This is a genomic window from Phenylobacterium conjunctum, assembly GCF_042679085.1.
Taxonomy (GTDB): domain Bacteria; phylum Pseudomonadota; class Alphaproteobacteria; order Caulobacterales; family Caulobacteraceae; genus Phenylobacterium; species Phenylobacterium conjunctum.
Map to the genome: position 1 here is coordinate 1 of NZ_JBHTLQ010000035.1, position 17536 is coordinate 17536.

General features: G+C 68.3%; 17 protein-coding genes. 12 read left to right on the forward strand and 5 right to left on the reverse strand.

Annotated elements, in window-relative coordinates:
- Positions 1-507: murein hydrolase activator EnvC family protein (locus ACFQ27_RS14520; protein WP_377354086.1), on the forward strand; the 507-nt coding region annotated here is incomplete at its 5' end.
- Between the two features lie 201 nt (positions 508-708).
- On the opposite strand, the gene ACFQ27_RS14525 is transcribed toward ACFQ27_RS14520, so the two are convergent.
- Complete coding sequence (locus tag ACFQ27_RS14525) at positions 709-1548, reverse strand: ATP-binding protein (protein WP_377354087.1); 840 nt, start codon at positions 1546-1548, stop codon at positions 709-711.
- 179 nt (positions 1549-1727) lie between these two features.
- Here ACFQ27_RS14525 and yajC point away from each other — a divergent pair, with 179 nt between their 5' ends.
- From yajC to ACFQ27_RS14555, 6 genes are all read left to right on the forward strand, one after another.
- Entirely contained in the window at positions 1728-2015 is a 288-nt protein-coding gene (gene yajC, locus ACFQ27_RS14530; RefSeq protein ID WP_374346387.1) for a preprotein translocase subunit YajC, read from the forward strand.
- Between the two features lie 23 nt (positions 2016-2038).
- Entirely contained in the window at positions 2039-3634 is a 1596-nt protein-coding gene (gene secD, locus ACFQ27_RS14535; protein ID WP_374346224.1) for a protein translocase subunit SecD, read from the forward strand.
- A gap of 8 nt (positions 3635-3642) precedes the next feature.
- Positions 3643-4587, forward strand: coding sequence for a protein translocase subunit SecF (secF, locus tag ACFQ27_RS14540; RefSeq protein WP_377354088.1), 945 nt, complete (start codon positions 3643-3645; stop codon positions 4585-4587).
- Position 4588: 1 nt separating this feature from the next.
- On the forward strand, positions 4589-4948 hold the full coding sequence (locus tag ACFQ27_RS14545) for an Mth938-like domain-containing protein (RefSeq protein WP_374346222.1): 360 nt from the start codon (positions 4589-4591) through the stop codon (positions 4946-4948).
- Between the two features lie 75 nt (positions 4949-5023).
- Positions 5024-5629, forward strand: a complete 606-nt coding sequence (locus ACFQ27_RS14550) for a urate hydroxylase PuuD (RefSeq protein ID WP_374346221.1) — start codon at positions 5024-5026, stop codon at positions 5627-5629.
- Positions 5630-5697: 68 nt separating this feature from the next.
- Positions 5698-6387: a squalene/phytoene synthase family protein gene (locus tag ACFQ27_RS14555; protein ID WP_377354090.1), complete on the forward strand. Its 690-nt coding sequence runs from the start codon at positions 5698-5700 to the stop codon at positions 6385-6387.
- Position 6388: 1 nt separating this feature from the next.
- On the opposite strand, the gene trmFO is transcribed toward ACFQ27_RS14555, so the two are convergent.
- A complete protein-coding gene (gene trmFO / locus ACFQ27_RS14560; protein ID WP_377354091.1) occupies positions 6389-7789 on the reverse strand; it encodes a methylenetetrahydrofolate--tRNA-(uracil(54)-C(5))-methyltransferase (FADH(2)-oxidizing) TrmFO in 1401 nt (466 codons plus the stop codon).
- Positions 7790-7920: 131 nt separating this feature from the next.
- Between trmFO and ACFQ27_RS14565 the strand changes: the two genes are divergently transcribed.
- Positions 7921-8826 carry a hypothetical protein gene (locus ACFQ27_RS14565; RefSeq protein WP_377354092.1) on the forward strand — a complete coding sequence of 302 codons (906 nt, stop codon included), beginning with the start codon at positions 7921-7923 and terminating at the stop codon, positions 8824-8826.
- Complete coding sequence (locus tag ACFQ27_RS14570; protein ID WP_377354093.1) at positions 8823-9566, forward strand: hypothetical protein; 744 nt, start codon at positions 8823-8825, stop codon at positions 9564-9566. Before ACFQ27_RS14565 ends, ACFQ27_RS14570 begins: the two co-directional genes overlap by 4 nt.
- On the opposite strand, the gene ACFQ27_RS14575 is transcribed toward ACFQ27_RS14570, so the two are convergent.
- The 3 genes from ACFQ27_RS14575 to ACFQ27_RS14585 form a co-directional block, all read right to left on the reverse strand.
- Positions 9563-10174, reverse strand: a complete 612-nt coding sequence (locus ACFQ27_RS14575) for a glutathione S-transferase family protein (protein WP_374346214.1) — start codon at positions 10172-10174, stop codon at positions 9563-9565. The two genes, ACFQ27_RS14570 and ACFQ27_RS14575, sit on opposite strands and share 4 nt — an antisense overlap.
- A 69-nt stretch (positions 10175-10243) precedes the next feature.
- Positions 10244-13144 (reverse strand): excinuclease ABC subunit UvrA, encoded by a 2901-nt coding sequence (gene uvrA / locus ACFQ27_RS14580; RefSeq protein ID WP_377354094.1) that lies wholly within the window; start codon positions 13142-13144, stop codon positions 10244-10246.
- A gap of 194 nt (positions 13145-13338) precedes the next feature.
- Complete coding sequence (locus tag ACFQ27_RS14585; RefSeq protein WP_377354095.1) at positions 13339-13908, reverse strand: TetR/AcrR family transcriptional regulator; 570 nt, start codon at positions 13906-13908, stop codon at positions 13339-13341.
- A gap of 79 nt (positions 13909-13987) precedes the next feature.
- Between ACFQ27_RS14585 and ACFQ27_RS14590 the strand changes: the two genes are divergently transcribed.
- The 3 genes from ACFQ27_RS14590 to ACFQ27_RS14600 all read left to right on the forward strand — a co-directional run bounded on the left by ACFQ27_RS14590 (position 13988) and on the right by ACFQ27_RS14600 (position 17235).
- Positions 13988-14995 (forward strand): saccharopine dehydrogenase family protein, encoded by a 1008-nt coding sequence (locus ACFQ27_RS14590; RefSeq protein WP_377354096.1) that lies wholly within the window; start codon positions 13988-13990, stop codon positions 14993-14995.
- Positions 14996-15005: 10 nt separating this feature from the next.
- A complete protein-coding gene (locus ACFQ27_RS14595; RefSeq protein WP_377354098.1) occupies positions 15006-15314 on the forward strand; it encodes a putative quinol monooxygenase in 309 nt (102 codons plus the stop codon).
- Positions 15315-15393: 79 nt separating this feature from the next.
- Positions 15394-17235, forward strand: a complete 1842-nt coding sequence (locus ACFQ27_RS14600) for a DUF885 domain-containing protein (protein ID WP_377354099.1) — start codon at positions 15394-15396, stop codon at positions 17233-17235.
- Positions 17236-17536 lie beyond the last annotated feature (301 nt).

The window sequence follows — 17536 nt, forward strand, 5'->3', positions numbered from 1 at the left end:
CCGACCCCGGTCACGCCGGCGCCCACGCCGCGGCCGACGACGCCCAGCGGCCCGGCGGTGATCCCGCCGCCGGCCGGCGACCTGAGCGATTCCCAGATCTCGACCTACGGCAAGGGCCGGTTCCTGTGGCCGCTGCGAGGCCAGATCCTCTCGGACTTCGGGCCCAAGGGCACGGGCCAGCGCAATGACGGCATCAACATCCGCACCAAGGCCGGCGACACCGTCCGGGCCGCGGCGGCGGGCGATGTGGTCTATGCCGGCGACCAGGTCCCGGGCTTCGGCAACCTGGTGCTGATCAAGCACGCCGATGGCTGGGTCACGGCCTATGGCCACCTGGGCCGCGTGGACGTGAAGATGCAGCAGAAGGTCGTCCAGGGTCAGCAGATCGGCCAGGCCGGCCAGACTGGCGGCGTCTCCGAACCCCAACTCCACTTCGAAGTCCGCTACGCGCCCTCGGCCAACGAGCGGGCCAAGCCGGTGGACCCGGAACTGGTGCTGCCGAAATAGGCGCTCTACCGGGCGTGGAGGCCTGGGTTCGGCGTGCACCCCCAACCCGCGTCATCCTCCGGGCGCCCGAAGGGCGAACCGGGGGCCCCATAGGGGCGGGTCAGGTTCTGGGAATCGGCTTGGGTCCCCCGGATCCTCGCTGGCGCGAGGACCGGAGGATGACGTTGGTGAGGGGCGGTGCGCCCGCGCCCTCGCGCGCGGCTACGCGGGCAGGTCCTTGCCCAGCTCCCCCGCCAGATCGCGGATGAACTGCCAGGCGACGCGGCCGGAGCGGCCGCCGCGCAGTTGGGCCCATTGCAGGGCGCGGCGCTCCAGGTCGGCGACCACCAGGCCATAGCGGCGGGCATAGCCCTCGACGGCGTCCAGATAGGTCGCCTGGTCCATGGGCGGGAAGCCGATCCACAGGCCGAAGCGGTCCGAGACGCTGACCTCTTCCTCGGCGTCCTCGGCGGTGGCGATCAGGCCGCGATCCTCGGAATGGCCCCGCGGCATCAGATGTCGGCGGTTGGAGGTGGCCACGAACAGCACATTGGCCGGCGGGCCCGACACCCCGCCCTCCAGTGCTGACTTCAGCGCCTTGGCCGCCGCCGCGCCGTCCTCGAAGGACAGGTCATCGCACAGCACCACGAACCGCTCGGGCCGCTCGCGCAGCAGGTCGAACAGCGGGGGTAGGGCGGCGACCTGGTCCCGGTCGACCTCGATCAGCTTCAGGTCGGCGCGATCCGCCGACACCGCCATGAAAGCGGCCTTGGACAGGGAGCTCTTGCCGGTGCCCCGCACGCCCCAGAGCAGGACATGGTTCGAGGGCAGGCCTCCCGCGAAGCGGCTCAGGTTCTCCACGAACTGGGTCTTCTGCCGCTCCACGCCCACCAGCGACTCAAGGGGCAGGGGATAGTCCGGCGCCGGCGCAAAGCGGTTCGCGAGGGGATCGTGCCGGAACAGCCGTGCGCAAGCGAAGTCCGGGGCGGGCGGCGGCGGCGGGGCCAGGCGCTCCAGGGCGTCGGCGATGCGGGCGAGGACGGGCGAAAGCGGATGTTCCATGGCTTGCGTGCTTAGCCGCAGCCCGGTTCCATTGCAAAACGAGGGGCGAACCCTTAGCTTCCGCCGACCTGAAAAACGGGGCCGCTGCGGTCCCGCACCTTTGCGCTTCCGGAGAGGCCATGTTCGCCACCCCCGCCTTCGCCCAGACCGCCGGCGCCGCCGCCGGCAGCCCTCAGGACATGATCCTGCAGTTCCTGCCGCTGATCGGCATGATCGTGCTGTTCTATTTCCTGATGATCCGGCCGCAGCAGCAGCGCGCCAAGCAGCACCAGGCCATGCTGGCCGCCCTGAAGCGCAACGACACCGTCGTGCTGAACTCGGGCGTGATCGGCAAGGTCGTCCGGGTGGAAGACAAGGAAGTCGGCCTCGAAATCGCCACCGGCGTCACCGTCAAGGTGGTGAAGGGGATGATCGCCGAGGTCCGCACCCGCGGCGAACCGGCCCCGGCCAACGACTCCAAAGCCTGAGCCGCTTTTAGAAAGCCCCCTGGATGATCGCCCCCTCCCGCTGGAAGTTGATCGCCGTCATCGTCGCGGTCCTCTACGGCGTGCTGTTCACCCTGCCGAACGTCCTGCCGGCGTCGGTGCGTGACAGTCTGCCCGGCTTCCTGCCGAAACAGACCCTGAACCTGGGCCTCGACCTCCAGGGCGGCTCGTACCTGCTGCTCGAGGTGGACACCAAGGCGCTGCGCGCCGAGAAGCTCACCAACCTGATCGAGGACACCCGCACCGCCCTGCGCGAGGCGGACATCGAGTTCAGCGGTCTGGGCCAGTCGGGGGGCGTGATCAACGTCCGCATCACCGACCCCGGCCAGGTGAACGCCGCGCTCAACGCCCTGCGGCGCGGGGTGGGCTCTCAGCTGCAGTCGGGCGGCCGCGACACCACCATCAATACCGGCCCGGACCAGACGATCCGGATCGCCCTGGTGGAGCAGGCCATGCAGGCCGAGGCCGGCAAGGCGGTGGACCAGTCCATCGAGATCATCCGCCGCCGGATCGACGCCCTGGGCACCAAGGAGCCCGCCATCCAGCGCCAAGGCGTCGACCGCATCGTCGTCCAGGCGCCGGGCGAGAGCGATCCCGAGAAGCTCAAGAACATCATCGGCCAGACCGCCAAGCTGACCTTCCAGATGGTCGACGACTCGGTCTCCGCGGCTGAGGCCTCGCAAGGCCGCCTGCCGCCCGGCACCGAACTTCTGCCCAGCGATGACGGCTATGCGCCGGCCTATCTGGTCAAGAAGCGCGCCCTGGTCTCGGGCGAGATGCTGACCGACGCCCACCAGCAGTTTGACCAGCAGACCGGCCAGCCGGTCGTGGCTTTCCGCTTCAACGGGGTCGGCGCCCGCCGCTTCGGCGATGCGACCACCAACAATGTCGGCAAGCGCTTCGCCATCATCCTCGACAAGAAGGTGATCTCGGCCCCGGTGATCAACGGCCCGATCCTGGGCGGTTCCGGCGTCATCACCGGCAACTTCACGCCGGAAAGCGCCAACAACCTCGCCATCCTGCTGCGCGCCGGCGCCCTGCCGGCCCCGCTGATCCCGGAACAGCAATCGACCGTGGGCGCGGAGCTGGGCGCTGACGCCATCAAGGCCGGCGCCATCTCGCTGGGCATTGGCGCGGCGGCGATTGTCGTCTTCATCGTGCTGGCCTACGGCATGTTCGGCGTGTTCGCGGCCTTCGCCCTGATCGTCAACGTGCTGCTGATCTTCGGCATCATGTCGATGAGCCAGGCGACCCTGACCTTCCCCGGCATCGCCGGCCTGATCCTCACCCTGGCGGTGGCCATCGACGCCGACGTGCTGATCTATGAGCGGATACGCGACGAGGCGCACGCGGGACGAACACCCTTGGCGGCTCTTGACCACGGGTTCCAGCGCGCCCTGGTGTCCATCATCGATGCGAACATCACCAGCGCCATCTCGGCGGTCATCATGTTCGCCTTCGGCTCGGGCCCGATCCGCGGCTTCGCCTGGACCCTGCTGATCGGCGTGATCACCTCGGTGTTCACCGCCGTCGTCATTCCTCAAGTTCTCATCGGCATCTGGTATCGCGCCAGGAAGCCGAAATCCCTTCCGATCGTGTAGAGGCGACCATGGCCTGGCCCCTGATCCGCATTCTGCCGCGGGAATTCCACTTCGACTTCGTCCGCCTGGCGCCCTTCGCGGCGATCCTGTCGGCGATCCTCATCCTCCTGTCCGGCGCGTCCTTCTTCACCAAGGGCATGAACTTCGGCATCGACTTCGTCGGCGGCACCGTCATCGAGGTTCGCACGCCCGGCGCTGCGCCCATCGGCGTGCTGCGCAGCTCGGCCACCGCGGCGGGCGCCCACGACGCCCAGGTCCAGAGCCTGGGCGGCGCCAACGGCGCCATGATCCGCTTCCGTCCCACTGAGGGGCAGAGCGCGGTTGCGGCCACCGAGTCCGTCAAGCAGGCGCTGACCAAGGCCGTGCCGGGGATCCAGTTCAAGCAGGTCCAGACCGTCGGGGCCAAGGTCTCCGGCGAGCTGATGCAGGGCGGCTTCCTGGCGCTCGGCGTCGCCATGCTGCTGATGCTGGCCTACATCTGGTTCCGGTTCCAACTGCAGTTCGGCATGGGCGCGGTGGTGGCCGTGCTCCACGACGTGCTGCTGACGCTCGGCCTGTTGTCCTTCATGCAGCTCGAGTTCTCGATGACCTCCATCGCGGCCCTGCTGACCGTGATCGGCTACTCGATGAACGAGAAGGTCATCACCTTCGACCGGCTTCGCGAGAACCTGCGCAAGTACAAGACCACGCCCCTGGGCGAAGTCATCAACCGCTCGGAGAACGAGCGTCTGTCGCGGACCCTGATCACCGGCACCACGGCCATCCTGGCCCTGTCCGGCGCCCTGTTCCTCGGCGGGCCTGTCCTGTTCCCCCTGGTCTTCACCATGGTGTTCGGGATCATCATCGGCACCTATTCCTCGATCTATGTGGCCCTGCCGATCATCCTGCTTTGGGGTGTGAAGCGCGGCGATGACGAGGCGACCCCGCTGAAACCTGCGACCGTGCGGCCCTGACATGGCCCGCAACGCCCCCATGGTGGAGACCTACGGCGAGGGCGGTTTCCGCCTCGCGGGTCAGCGCCATGAGGGCTCGGTCCTGATCGTCGGCGACGAGGCCAAGGTCTGGCCGGTGCGCAACCTCGCCGAGATCACGCCGGAGAGTCTGGCCGAGGTGTTCGAGCGCGGCCCTCGCGAGGTCGAGTTCGTGCTGCTGGGGGTAGGCCGGGTGAACGCCCTGCCGCCGAAGGCCCTGCGCGAGGCCCTGGCCAAGGCCGGGATCGGCCTGGAGTTCATGGACACTCCGGCGGCGGCCCAGACCTACAACCTCTTGACCTCTGAAGGCCGACGTCTGGCCTGCGGGCTCATCGCGATCTGACCCAAGTCTTTGCGCAGTAGGCGAAACCGCCCTATAGCTGGCCGCCCAGGGCAGGAATCTTACGAGGGCGCATCCATGGCCAAACTTCTTTCCAATCTTCGCGACACCATCATCGTCAGCGCGATCCTCGCGCTCATCATGATCGGCGGCTACTTCTCGCATAACGGCGCGGCCGACTCGATCTTCTGGCAGGCGGTATTCCGCTTCCTCCACATCCAGTTCGGGATCATGTGGATCGGCCTGCTGTACTACTTCAACTTCGTCCAGATCCCGCAGATGGCGCAGATCCCGGCTGAACTGAAGCCGGCCGTCTCCAAGTACATCGCCCCGGCGGCGCTGTTCTGGTTCCGCTGGGCCGCCCTGTTCACCTGGGTCGCCGGCGTGATCCTGGCCATCAACCGCGGCTACTTCGTCCAGGCCCTGACCCTGGGCGTGCTGGAAGGCTTCTCCGTGCCGCAGCACACCTTCATCGGTGTCGGCATGTGGCTGGCCACCGTGATGTTCTTCAACGTCTGGGTCTTCATCTGGCCGAACCAGAAGATCGCGCTCGGCATCGTTGAAGGCGACGCGGACGCCAAGGCCAAGGCCGGCCGGACCGCGATGCTGTTCTCGCGGACCAACACCCTGCTGTCGATCCCGATGCTGGTCACCATGGCGATGAACCAGACCATCTTCGGCTGATCCTCGTTACAGTCTAGAACTGGAAGGCCCGCCTCACCGGCGGGCCTTTTGGTTTGTAAGAGCCCGACATGTCCGACGCGCCTGAAACCGATCTCGACGCCCTGATCCAGCGGGTGGATCCGGATCGCTGGCTGTCCAGCCGCTTCATCGCCGAGCCCCAGGCCCGGGCCGACGCCGTGGCGGTCTACGCCTTTGACTATGAGCTGGCCCGCGCGCCCAAGGTGGCGACCAATCCGCTGATCGGCGAGATCCGCCTGACCTGGTGGCGGGAGGTGCTGGACGAGGCTTACGGTCAGGGGCCGGTGCGCAAGCATCCCACCGCCGAGGCCCTGGCCGCCGCCATCCGCCGTCACAGCCTGCCGCGCGAGCCCCTGGAGGCGATGATCGACGTCCGCTATCGCGAGCTCGACGCCAAGCCGCTGGAACTGGAGGAGGCGCTGGACTGGGCCAGAAACAGCGGGGGCTCTGCAGCGGTGACCGTGGCCCGCATCCTCGATCCCAAGGCCGACGAGGCGCGCGCCCGCGCCGGCGGCGAAGCCTGGGCCATCGGCCGGCTGATGGGGACCATGGGGCTGAACGCCGATGGCGCTGACGCGGCGCTTGCTCAGGCCCTGAAGGCCAGCCGCGGACTGTCGGTCGCGTCTTTTCCGGCCATCGCCCACGGGACCCTGGCCCGCGTCAGGGCGAGGGGGCGCAAGCCCGGCGACCTGGGCGGCCGGGCTCGCGTCCTGTGGGCCGTGCTGACCGGCCGGATCTGACCTATTCGGCCGCCATCGCCGGTTCGCCCTCGATCCAGCGGGCGAGGTCGGCCAGGGCGCGTTCGCCCACCGCCAGCTTCTTGTTGCGGGTCTTTTCCTTGGCGCCCAGCCGGCGGCCGTCGGCGTCGCGCTTGGCGACCTCTAGCGGCGGGATCAGGCCGTAGTTGATGTTCATCGGCTGGAACGAGCCCTTTCCACCTTCCATGTGGCCGCCGGTGATGTGGTTCACCAGGGCGCCCATGGCCGTGGTGGCTGGCGGCGGCTCAATGGGCTTGCCCAGGCGCTCAGCGGCGGCCAGGCGGCCGGCCAGCAGGCCCACGGCGGCGCTTTCCACATAGCCCTCGACCCCGGTCACCTGGCCGGCGAAGCGCAGGCGCGGCGCAGCCTTCAGGCGCAGCTGGCGGTCCAGCAGGCGCGGGCTGTTCAGGAAGGTGTTGCGGTGCAGGCCGCCGAGCCGGGCGAACACGGCCTTCTCCAGGCCCGGGATCATGCGGAAGATCTCGGTCTGGGCGCCGTGCTTCAGCTTGGTCTGGAAGCCGACCATGTTCCAAAGGGTGCCGAGCGCATTGTCCTGGCGCAGCTGGACGACGGCGTAAGCCTTCTCTTCCGGCTTGTGGGCGTTTGTGAGGCCGACGGGCTTCATCGGCCCGTGGCGCAGGGTCTCGCGGCCGCGCTCTGCCATCACCTCGATGGGCAGGCAGCCGTCGAAATAGGGGACGTGCTCCCAGTCCTTGAACTCGGCCTTCGGCCCGGCCAGCAGGGCGTCGATGAAGGCCTCGTACTGGTCTTTGGTCATCGGGCAGTTGATATAGGCCGCCGCGTCGCCGCCGGGACCTTCCTTGTCGTAGCGCGACTGACGCCACGCCACGTCCATGTCGATGGACTCGAAGTTCACGATCGGGGCGATAGCGTCGAAGAAGCTCAACTGGCCCTCGCCGGTGACGTCCAGAATGGCCTCGGCCAGGGCGGGCGAGGTGAGGGGACCGGTGGCCACCACGACGCTGTCCCATTCGGCTGGCGGCAGGCCGGCGATTTCCTCGCGGACGATGGTGACCAGGGGGTGGGCTTCCAGCCGGGCGGTGACCTCGGCGGAGAAGCCGTCACGGTCCACGGCCAGGGCGCCGCCCGCCGGCACCTGGTGGGCGTCGCCCGCCGACATGATGATCGAGCCCATGCGGCGCATTTCGGCGTGCAGCAGGCCGACGGCGTTGCCCGTCCAATCATCGGCGCGGAAGGAGTTGGAACAGACCAGCTCGGCCAGGGATTGGGTCTGGTGGGCGTCGGTGCCGCGCACCGGGCGCATCTCGTGCAGGATCACGGGCACGCCGGCCTGGGCGATCTGCCAGGTGGCTTCCGAACCGGCGAGGCCGCCGCCGACGACATGGATAGGGGGAATGCTCATGCGTGGCTAACTAGCAACGATCTGATGAGATCGCGAGCCGGGCCTTGCGGTTAGATCCGTGCGAACCTTAATTTCCACGCTAGAAGAAGCGGTCGACTCGCCTGGCATTTCCGTCGGCCCGGAAAATTGAAATGACCTCCCTAAAGGCGACTGACGTCGCCCTCGAAGGCTTCCGCGTCACGCGGGAAAATCCTCGGACCTTTTTGCTGTGGTGTGGATTTTCGCTTTTCGTCAGCATCATTGGCGCGGCGATCACGATTGCGCTGGGTGACGAGGCGCGCCAGGCCATTGAGGTGATCGGCGACCGCCAGGCGCCGGACCTGGGCGTGCTGCTCAAGGCGTTCGAGGAATTGAGCCCGCTGCTGATCATGGGCCTGGTGGTCCAGTGCGTCACGGTGGCCGCGGTGTTCCGCATCGTCCTTCGCCACGCCGACCACGGCTTCGGCTATCTGAAGTTCGGCGCCGATGAGCTGCGCCTGATCGCGCTCACCCTGATCTACATCGTGCTGGTGATGCTGGTGGTGACCGCCATCACCTTCATGGCCGGCGTGGTCGCCCTGATCGCCTCGGTCGGCGGGCCGCAGTTCGCGGTGCTGGCGGGGCTCGGGGCCGAGATCTTCTTCCTGGGCCTGTTGCTGTTCATCGCCGTGCGTCTGTCGCTGGCCCCGGCCATCACCTTCGCCGAGAAGCGGATCGCGGTGTTCGACTCCTGGAAGCTGACCCATGGCATGGCCTGGCGGCTCGGCTTCGCCTACGCCCTGTCCCTGATCTACATGTTCATCATCGCCCTGCTGACGCTCAGCATCTTCAGCGCCCTGGTGGCGGTGTTCAATGGCGGCGACCTCGCGGCCTCCGGGCGGGCCATGAACCCGGACCAGAGCTCCTTCGCCGCCTATTTCACGCCCCTGACCATCATCAGCCTGCTGGTCAGCGCGCCCTTGTCGGCGCTCTGGTACGCGGTGATCGCGGCCCCGGCCGCCATCGCCTACCGCGAGCTGCACGGCCCTGTGGTCGATGAGGGGACGCTCGGCGCGTGACCGCCTTTTCCGGAAGTACGGCGGCCGCCCACGGCTTCAGCCTGATCCGGCGTGAGCCGCGGGCCGCCATGGCCTGGGCGGCCCTGTCCGCCGCAGCCACCGTGCTGGTGGCCTGGGGCGCGGGGCAGGGGGCCGGCGTCCACGCCGTCACCATCGCTGTCGACCTCTTGGCCAGTCTGGCGATCACCGGCGCGGCCCTGCGCGCCTGGACGCGGCCGGACGACCGGGCTTTCGCCTATGTCAGGCTCGGACGCGACGAGCAGCGGCTGCTGGTCTGCGCGGTGGCGGCGCTGGCGCCGGCGGTCCTGGTGCTGGCCGTGCTGATCCGCATGACCCCGACCCCGCCGTTGCTGGCCGGAACGATCCTGTCGCTGGGCGTCTGGGCCTGGTACGCCCTGCGCCTGATCCCGGCCGGCGCGCTCAGCGTTCGCGACCGGGCCTTGCGCCTGGGCGAGGCCTGGGCGGCGAGCCGCGGTCTTGGGGTGAAACTGGGCCTGGCGGTCTTCCTGACCTTTGTCTTCATCGTCCTGTCGGCGATGGGCCTGGGCCTGGTCACCCTGATCCTGCAAGTGCTGGTGACGGTGGCCCAGGGCGCCAAGAGCCTGGCCTCGCCCGGACCGGTCATGAACCTGGTCAGCGCGGCCCTGGCCGGCGGGCTGGCCTCGGTGGGCCTGGTTCTGTGGGCCGGCATCGGGGTGAGCGTCGTCTCTCCGCCCACCCCGGACCAGGACGCCGCTTAGGCGTCGGCGCTCGGACGCGCCTTCATGCGGGCGCGCCATGCGGCAAGGTGCTCGTATTCCTCCAGGACCGGCAGACCGATCCAGTCGGCGAAGTCGACGGTGGAGAGCAGGCAGATGTCGGCCATGGTCAGGCTGTCCCCGACCAGGAACTCGCGGCCCTCAAGCTCGCGGTTCAGCCACTTCTGGGCGCCGTTATAGGTCTCGCGGTTCGACTCGCCGAAATCCTTGAACTGGGTCAGCAGGGCGGCGGTGAACGGGTGGGCGTGACGCCAGAACATGCCGACCGGCATCATCACCGTGAACTCGATCCGGCGGATCCACATGTCCACCTGGGCCTTTTCCACCGCGGTGCGGCCGAACATCGGCGTCTCGGGGTGGGTTTCCTCGAAATAGCGGCAGATGGCGACGGTCTCGGAAATGCAGGTGCCGTCGTCCAGCTCCAGCATCGGGATCTGGCCCAGCGAGTTCTTGGCCCGGTACTCCGGCGACTTGTGCTCACGCTTGCGCATGTCGACGGTGGTTTCGGGGAGATCGATCCCCTTTTCCGCCAGGAAGATGCGCACGCGGCGCGGGTTCGGCGCCGGCATCGGCGCGCCGTACAAGATCATGGTCGTCCTCCAAATCACTCAAAGAATGGAGGAAGACGCTAGCTTAGCGCGACCTGGGGTGGAAGCGGCTCAGGCGGAAACGAGCTTGCGCCGACGCTCCGTCTTGCGCTGGGTGTGGCGGTCCAGCAGTTCGGCCAGGTAGCGGCCGGTCCAGCTGCGCGGGTTGGCGGCCAGCTGTTCGGGGCTGCCGACGCCCACGATCTCGCCGCCGCCGTCGCCGCCTTCGGGACCGAAGTCCACCAGCCAGTCGGCGGTCTTGATGACATCGAGATTGTGCTCGATCACCACCACCGTATTGCCCTGGTCGGCGAGCTCGTGGAGCACTTCCAAGAGCTTCTTCACGTCCTCGAAGTGCAGGCCTGTGGTGGGCTCATCGAGGATGTAGAGGGTCTTGCCGGTGGCCCGCCGCGACAGCTCCTTGGACAGCTTCACCCGCTGGGCCTCGCCGCCCGACAGGGTCGTCGCCTGTTGGCCGACCTTGACGTAGCCCAGGCCGACCCGCTGCAGGGTGGCCATCTTCTCGCGCACGCTGGGCACGGCCTTGAAGAAGTCGTGGGCCTCGTCGACCGTCATCTCCAGGACGTCGGAGATCGACTTGCCCTTGAACAGGATCTCCAGGGTCTCGCGGTTGTAGCGCTTGCCGTGGCAGACGTCGCAGGTGACGTAGACATCCGGCAGGAAGTGCATCTCGATCTTGATCAGGCCATCGCCCTGGCAGGCCTCGCAGCGACCGCCCTTGACGTTGAAGCTGAAGCGGCCGGGGCCGTAGCCGCGGGCCTTGGCCTCCGGCAGACCGGCGAACCAATCCCGGATCGGCTGGAAGGCGCCGGTATAGGTGGCCGGGTTCGAGCGCGGGGTGCGGCCGATCGGCGACTGGTCGATGTCGATGACCTTGTCGAAGTGCTCCAGGCCCTCGATCCGCTCATGTGGCGAGGGGGCGTCGGAGGCGTTGTGCAGGCGGCGCGCGGCGGCCTTGTACAGGGTCTCGATGGTGAAGGTGGACTTGCCGCCGCCGGACACGCCGGTGATGCAGGTGAAGGTCCCGACCGGGATCTCGCCGGTGACGTTCTTCAGGTTGTTGCCCGTGGCGCCGACGACCCGCAGCACCTTCTTCTTGGAGATCGGCCGGCGGTCCTCCGGCACCTCGATCTCGCGGGCGCCGGACAGGTACTGGCCGGTGAGGCTCTTCGGATCGGCCATGATGTCGGCGGGCTTGCCCTGGCTCACCACCTCGCCGCCATGGACGCCGGCGGCCGGGCCCATGTCGATGACATAGTCGGCGGTCAGGATCGCCTCCTCGTCATGCTCCACCACCAGCACCGAGTTGCCGAGGTCGCGCAGGCCTTTGAGGCTTTCCAGCAGCCGGGTGTTGTCGCGCTGGTGCAGGCCGATGGAGGGCTCGTCCAGCACATAGAGGACGCCGGTCAGGCCGGAGCCGATCTGGCTGGCCAGGCGGATCCGCTGGCTCTCGCCGCCCGACAGGGTGCCCGAGGCGCGGCTGAGGTTCAGGTAGTCGAGGCCCACATTGACCAGGAAGCTCAGGCGGTCGTTGATCTCCTTCAGGATCCGCCGGGCGATCTCCATCTGCTTTTCAGTGAGCACCTCGTCCAGGCCCTTGAACCAGGCCCAGGCGTGCTTGATCGACAGCTGGGAGACCTCGCCGATGTGTGTGCCGTGGATCTTCACGGCCAGGGCCTCGGGCTTCAGGCGATAGCCGGAGCAGGCCTCGCACGGGGTCTCGGACTGGTAGCGGCCCAGCTCCTCCCGGACCCAGGAGGAGTCCGTCTCGCGCCAGCGGCGCTCCAGGTTCGGCAGCACGCCCTCGAAGGTCTTCTTGACCTCGTACTTGCGGGCGTTGTCGTCATAGACGAAGTGGATCTTCTCCGAGCCGGAGCCGTAGAGCACCACGGTCTTGGCGCCCTCGGGCAGCTTCCACCACGGCATGTCCATGGAGAAGCCGTAGTGGCCGGCAAGGGCCTGCAGGGTCTGAGTGTAGAGGGGCGAGGGCCCCTTGGCCCAGGGGGCGATGGCGCCCTTGTGCAGGGTCTTGTCCTTGTCCGGGACCACCAGGTCGCCATCGAAGGCCAGCTTCATCCCCAGGCCGTCGCAGACCGGACAGGCGCCATAGGGGTTGTTGAACGAGAACAGCCGCGGCTCGATCTCCGAGATCGTGAAGCCGGAGACCGGGCAGGCGAACTTCTCCGAGAACAGCATCCGGCGCGGTTCGTCCTCGCCCTCGGCCTTGTCGGCCCATTCGGCCACGGCGATCCCGTCGGCGAGGCGCAGGGCGGTCTCCAGGCTGTCGGCGTAGCGGCCCTCAAGACCCGGCTTGGTCACCAGCCGGTCCACGACGATGTCGATGTCGTGCTTGAACTTCTTGTCGAGGGTCGGCGCGTCCTCGATGGGATAGAACTCGCCGTCGATCTTCAGGCGCTGGAAGCCCGCCTTCTGCCACTCGGCGATCTCCTTGCGGTACTCGCCCTTGCGGCCGCGGACCACGGGGGCGAGCAGGTAGATGCGCTGGCCTTCCGGCAGCATGGTCAGCTTGTCGACCATCTGGCTGACCGTCTGGCTCTCGATGGGCAGACCGGTGGCCGGAGAGTAGGGGACCCCGACCCGCGCCCAGAGCAGGCGCATATAGTCGTGGATCTCGGTGACCGTGCCGACGGTGGAGCGCGGATTGCGGCTGGTGGTCTTCTGCTCGATGGAGATGGCCGGGGACAGGCCCTCGATCAGGTCCACGTCCGGCTTGCTCATCAGCTCGAGGAACTGGCGCGCATAGGCCGACAGGCTCTCCACATAGCGGCGCTGGCCCTCGGCATAGATGGTGTCGAAGGCGAGCGAGCTCTTGCCCGAGCCCGACAGGCCTGTGAGCACCACCAGCTCCCCCCGGGGGATGTCGACGCTCACGTCCTTCAGATTGTGTTCGCGGGCGCCGCGGACGCGGATGAAGTTCAGCTGCTCAGCCATGATTTCCTGGAACGCTCTCCCCGCAACGCCGACGCGCGGGACCGCCTAATGTAGTGTTCGGACTCACAGATAACACAGGAACAATCGGGGAACAAAGCCGCCGTCCTCGCGCGCGCGAGGCGTTCCGTGCGATCCGCGGGCGAGGATGATCGGCGGGTGATCCGAAAACTGTCAGCAGCCTGTCGGCAGGGGGCTCAGCTGCGCTCCGGCGCCAGCCCGGCCAGCACGGCGCCGGCCAGATGGGCGATGTCGGCGGCCAGCGCGTCCTCGGCCCGTGCCGCGCCCGCCAGGCCCGCGCAGGCCGATACCAGCCGACGCGCGGTGGCGTCGGCGGCGTCGACGCCCAGCTCGCCCAGGCGCGCCCCGAGGGCGCGGCGCACCCGGTCGTCGGCCTGTGTGAAGGCTTCGGCGGCGAACAGGGTCTTGGCGCTCAGGAGGTCGTGGGCGTGGACTGACGCGTGGGCCGCGCGCCAGGCTATGAGTTCCTTCGCCTGCAGGGCCGCGATCACCGCCGCCCGCGGGTCTGAGCTGGAGGCCAGGCCGGTCTCCACCGCTTCCGCCAGCCGTCCAGCCAGGCGTTCGGCCACGAGGCGGAAGGCGTCCTCCTTGTCGCGGAAGTAGGCGTAGGCCGTGGCCTTGGCCACCCGCGCCTCGGCGGCGATGGCCTCCATCGTGGCGCCGCGCAGGCCCTGTTGGCCGAACACCCGCTCGGCGGCGTCGAGCAGCTTCTCGCGTCTGAGGGCCTTGCGGTCAGGGGCGGACATGAGGCCCTTCTAGCCGAGCCGGACGCAGTGGTCCAAAATTCAATTTGAACGATATGGTCGTAAAACGTATAAAACGTGAATGATCATGATCTACGGCGCCAACGGCTATTCCGGACAGCTCATCGTGGAGGAGGCGCTGCGGCGTGGCCTGCGCCCCATGCTGGCGGGACGGGGAGACGGGGTCCTGGCCATGGCCGAGCGGCTGGGCCTGAAGGTCCGGCGCTTCAGCCTCGAGGCGCCGGATCTCAAGGGCGTGACCGTGCTCCTGAACGCCGCCGGACCGTTCAGCGTCACGGGGCCAGCCCTGGCCACGGCGGCGATCGCGGCGGGCGCGGCCTATCTGGATCTGGCCGGCGAGTATCCCGAGCATGCGGCGCTGGCGGACCTGTCGGACCCGGCGGAGCGAGCCGGCGTCATGCTGCTCCCAGGCGTAGGCTTCGGCGTCGTCCCGACGGACTGCGCGGCGGTCCTGGCGGCTCAGGGCCTGGGGGCGATCCGGCGGCTGGTCATCGCTTACGAGACCCGCGGCGGCGCGTCTCGCGGAACCCTGGAGACCGTGCTGCCAGCCCTGCACATCCCTGGCGTGGCTCGGCGGGCCGGGGGCGCGGTGAGTTCGCGAGGGGGTGAACGGAGCCTGGTCCTCAGGGACGGTCGCAGACGGGTGACGGTAGTCACCAATCCCTGGCGCGCGGACCAGGTCAGCGCGGTCCGTTCGGTGAGCGCCGCGGATATCGAGACCTATGCGACCTTTCCGGGCGCGGCGCGCCTCTTGATGCGGATCGGCGGCGGAGCGCTGGGCGGCGTTCTGCGCAAGCTGGCTCTGGCCGGCGCGTCGGCGGGACCGGACGCGAAAGCGCGCGCCAGGGGCGGGACCACCGTCTGGGCCGAAGCCTATGGCGAGAGGGGCGCGCGGCGCGTGGTCCTGCGCGGGCCGGACGCCTACGACTTCACCGCCAGGACCGCCGTGGAGTGCGCCCGGCTGGCCCTGGCCGGCGCGCCCGCCGGCCTGCAGACCCCGGCGACCGCCTTTGGCCCCGACCTCGTCCGCGCCATCGAAGGCGTGACCCTTGAAACCCAGGACCCCTGAGGAGCCGCATATGATCATCGTCGAAGGCTGGGTGCGCGCCGCGCCCGAAGCGATCGAAGCCCTGAAGGCGCCCGCAGCGGCGATGGTGACGGCGACCCGGGCCGAACCCGGCTGCATCGACTACGCCTTCGCCGTGGACCTGCTCGATCCCGGCCTTTTGCGGATCATCGAGAAGTGGACCGACGACGCCGCGCTTGCGGCCCATTTCCAGACCCCGCACATGGCCGCGTTCAACGCAGCCCTGGCCGGAACCGCCCGTCAAGGCGCCCAGGTCGACGCCTATAACGCCGAGTTTGTCCGGACGCTCGTGAAGGCCTGACGTCACAGGTTACAGTCTGGTAACTGGCGCCGGCGCGGCCAGGTTCCTAGGGTCGCGCATCCTTGTTGCGGAGCGCCCCATGTGCCTTGATCGTCGCCAACTCCTGCTGAGCGGCGCGGCCGCCGGTGTCGCCGCCGCCGCCCCGAAGATGGCCCTGGCCGCCTCCGGTGACGCGGCGGTGAACGCCTTCTTCGACAAGACCTGCATCGAGATCCTGGACGATGCGCCGGAGTTCGCCACCAATCTCGGCCTCGACAAGGGCGCCTATGCCTGGCGCAAGTCCAAGATGTCGGACCTGTCCTGGGCCGGCGTCGAGGACTCCTTCGCCTTCTGCGCCAAGGGCCTGAAGACCCTGGCCAGCCTGCCGGACGCAGGCCTGTCGCCGGCCGCCAAGCTGAACAAGGAGGTGGTGGCCTACGCCCTGCAACTGGGCCTGGACGCCAAGCCCTTCACCTATGGCGAGAACACCTGGTCGTCGGCCATGGCCGAGGCCTCGACCCCCTACGTGGTCAGCCAGCAGAGCGGGACATACTCTGGCGCCGCCGAGTTCCTGGACAGCCAGCACACCATCGAGACCAAGGCCGACTGCGACGCCTTCCTGGCCCGCATGCGCCAGGTGGCGACCCAGCTCGACCAGGAGACCGAGCGGGTGAAGCGCGACGCCGGCCAGGGCGTGATCGCCCCGGACTTCATCCTGTCCAATACGCTGGGCCAACTGCAGGGCATGCTGGCGGTCCCGGCGGCACAAGCCCGCTTCGTCGCCTCGCTCGCTGACCGGGCCAAGGCCAAGGGCATCGCCGGCGATTGGGCGGCGCAGGCGACGAAGATCGTCGAGGCCGAGATCTATCCGGCCCTGACCCGCCAGTACGAGACCCTGAAGGGCCTGCAAGCCAAGTCCGGCCACGACGCCGGCGTCTGGCGGTTCAAGGACGGCGAGGCCTATTACGGCTGGCTGCTGAAGGCCGGCACCAACACCGGGATGACCGCCGAAGAGATCCACAATGTGGGCCTCGAGCAGAACAAGGCCATCGAGGCGCGGATGGACGCGATCCTCAAGGCCAATGGCTTGACGCAAGGCACGGTGGGCGAGCGGATGATCGCGCTCGGCGATGACCCGCGCTTCCTGTTCCCCGACACCGACGCCGGCCGCGACCAGATCCTGGCCTATCTGAACCAGCTGATCGGCAGCGTGCGACCCAAGCTCGCCAGCCAGTTCAAGCTGCAGCTGAAGGCGCCGGTGCAGGTGCGCCGCGTGCCCGTCGACATCCAGGACGGCGCCGGCCAGGGCTATATGAACACCGGCTCCCTCGATGGCTCGCGGCCCTCGACCTACTACATCAACCTGAAGTCCACGAAGAACTGGCCGAAGTACTCGCTGCCGACCCTGACCTGGCACGAGACCATTCCCGGCCACGCCTGGCAGGGCGCGTACCTGACCGAGACCGGCGCCTTGCCGCTGATCCGGGTGCTGATGTCGGGCTTCAATTCCTACGTCGAAGGCTGGGCGCTCTATGCCGAGCAGCTGGGCGACGAGATGGGCATGTACCAGGACGACTGGGCCGGCCAGCTCGGCTACCTCCAGGCCCAGCGCTTCCGCGCCATCCGCCTGGTGGTGGACACCGGCCTGCACGCCAAGCGCTGGACCCGCGAACAGGCCATCGACTGGGCCGTGGCCAATTCCGGCCGCACCCGCCAGTCCATGACCAGCGAGATCGACCGCTATGTCGGCACGCCGGGCCAAGCCTGCGGCTACAAGGTCGGCCACAACGAGATCAACCGTCTGCGCGACCACGCCCACGCCGAGCTGGGGCCGAAGTTCGATGTGCGCGACTTCAACGACACCGTGGTCAAGACCGGCGCCGTGCCGATCGATATCCTGTCCCACCAGATCGACGCCATGATCGCGGCGGCGCGCGGCTGAGGCGCGCAAGCGCCGGGCCTCGTCACCCCAAGGCTTGTTCTTGGGGTCCCTCGTTCAGCCGTACGGCTGTGGTCCAGGTTCCACCGCCTCGCCGGCGGCGAGGCCCTATTTCAACACGAAGGACACAAAGGGCACGAAGACACTAAGGGCTCCAGATCCAGGCAGGGGAGCGTCAGGACGAGATTGCGCGCGCAGCGCGCCTTTGTGTCCCTTGCTTTCCTTTGTGCCCTTTGTGGTCCCAAGCTGCGGCTGAACCGGGCGCTGCGGCTGGAGCTGCCCCGCTCAATGCGTGCGGACGCAG

Excerpts from the sequence above, each read along its gene's own strand:
- ACFQ27_RS14525 (WP_377354087.1), bottom strand. The coding sequence starts at position 1,548 with ATGGAACATCCGCTTTCGCCCGTCCTCGCCCGCATCGCCGACGCCCTG.
- yajC (WP_374346387.1), top strand. The coding sequence starts at position 1,728 with ATGATCCTGCAGTTCCTGCCGCTGATCGGCATGATCGTGCTGTTCTAT.
- secD (WP_374346224.1), top strand. The coding sequence starts at position 2,039 with ATGATCGCCCCCTCCCGCTGGAAGTTGATCGCCGTCATCGTCGCGGTC.
- secF (WP_377354088.1), top strand. The coding sequence starts at position 3,643 with ATGGCCTGGCCCCTGATCCGCATTCTGCCGCGGGAATTCCACTTCGAC.
- ACFQ27_RS14545 (WP_374346222.1), top strand. The coding sequence starts at position 4,589 with ATGGCCCGCAACGCCCCCATGGTGGAGACCTACGGCGAGGGCGGTTTC.
- ACFQ27_RS14550 (WP_374346221.1), top strand. The coding sequence starts at position 5,024 with ATGGCCAAACTTCTTTCCAATCTTCGCGACACCATCATCGTCAGCGCG.
- ACFQ27_RS14555 (WP_377354090.1), top strand. The coding sequence starts at position 5,698 with ATGTCCGACGCGCCTGAAACCGATCTCGACGCCCTGATCCAGCGGGTG.
- trmFO (WP_377354091.1), bottom strand. The coding sequence starts at position 7,789 with ATGAGCATTCCCCCTATCCATGTCGTCGGCGGCGGCCTCGCCGGTTCG.
- ACFQ27_RS14565 (WP_377354092.1), top strand. The coding sequence starts at position 7,921 with ATGACCTCCCTAAAGGCGACTGACGTCGCCCTCGAAGGCTTCCGCGTC.
- ACFQ27_RS14575 (WP_374346214.1), bottom strand. The coding sequence starts at position 10,174 with ATGATCTTGTACGGCGCGCCGATGCCGGCGCCGAACCCGCGCCGCGTG.
- uvrA (WP_377354094.1), bottom strand. The coding sequence starts at position 13,144 with ATGGCTGAGCAGCTGAACTTCATCCGCGTCCGCGGCGCCCGCGAACAC.
- ACFQ27_RS14585 (WP_377354095.1), bottom strand. The coding sequence starts at position 13,908 with ATGTCCGCCCCTGACCGCAAGGCCCTCAGACGCGAGAAGCTGCTCGAC.
- ACFQ27_RS14590 (WP_377354096.1), top strand. The coding sequence starts at position 13,988 with ATGATCATGATCTACGGCGCCAACGGCTATTCCGGACAGCTCATCGTG.
- ACFQ27_RS14595 (WP_377354098.1), top strand. The coding sequence starts at position 15,006 with ATGATCATCGTCGAAGGCTGGGTGCGCGCCGCGCCCGAAGCGATCGAA.
- ACFQ27_RS14600 (WP_377354099.1), top strand. The coding sequence starts at position 15,394 with ATGTGCCTTGATCGTCGCCAACTCCTGCTGAGCGGCGCGGCCGCCGGT.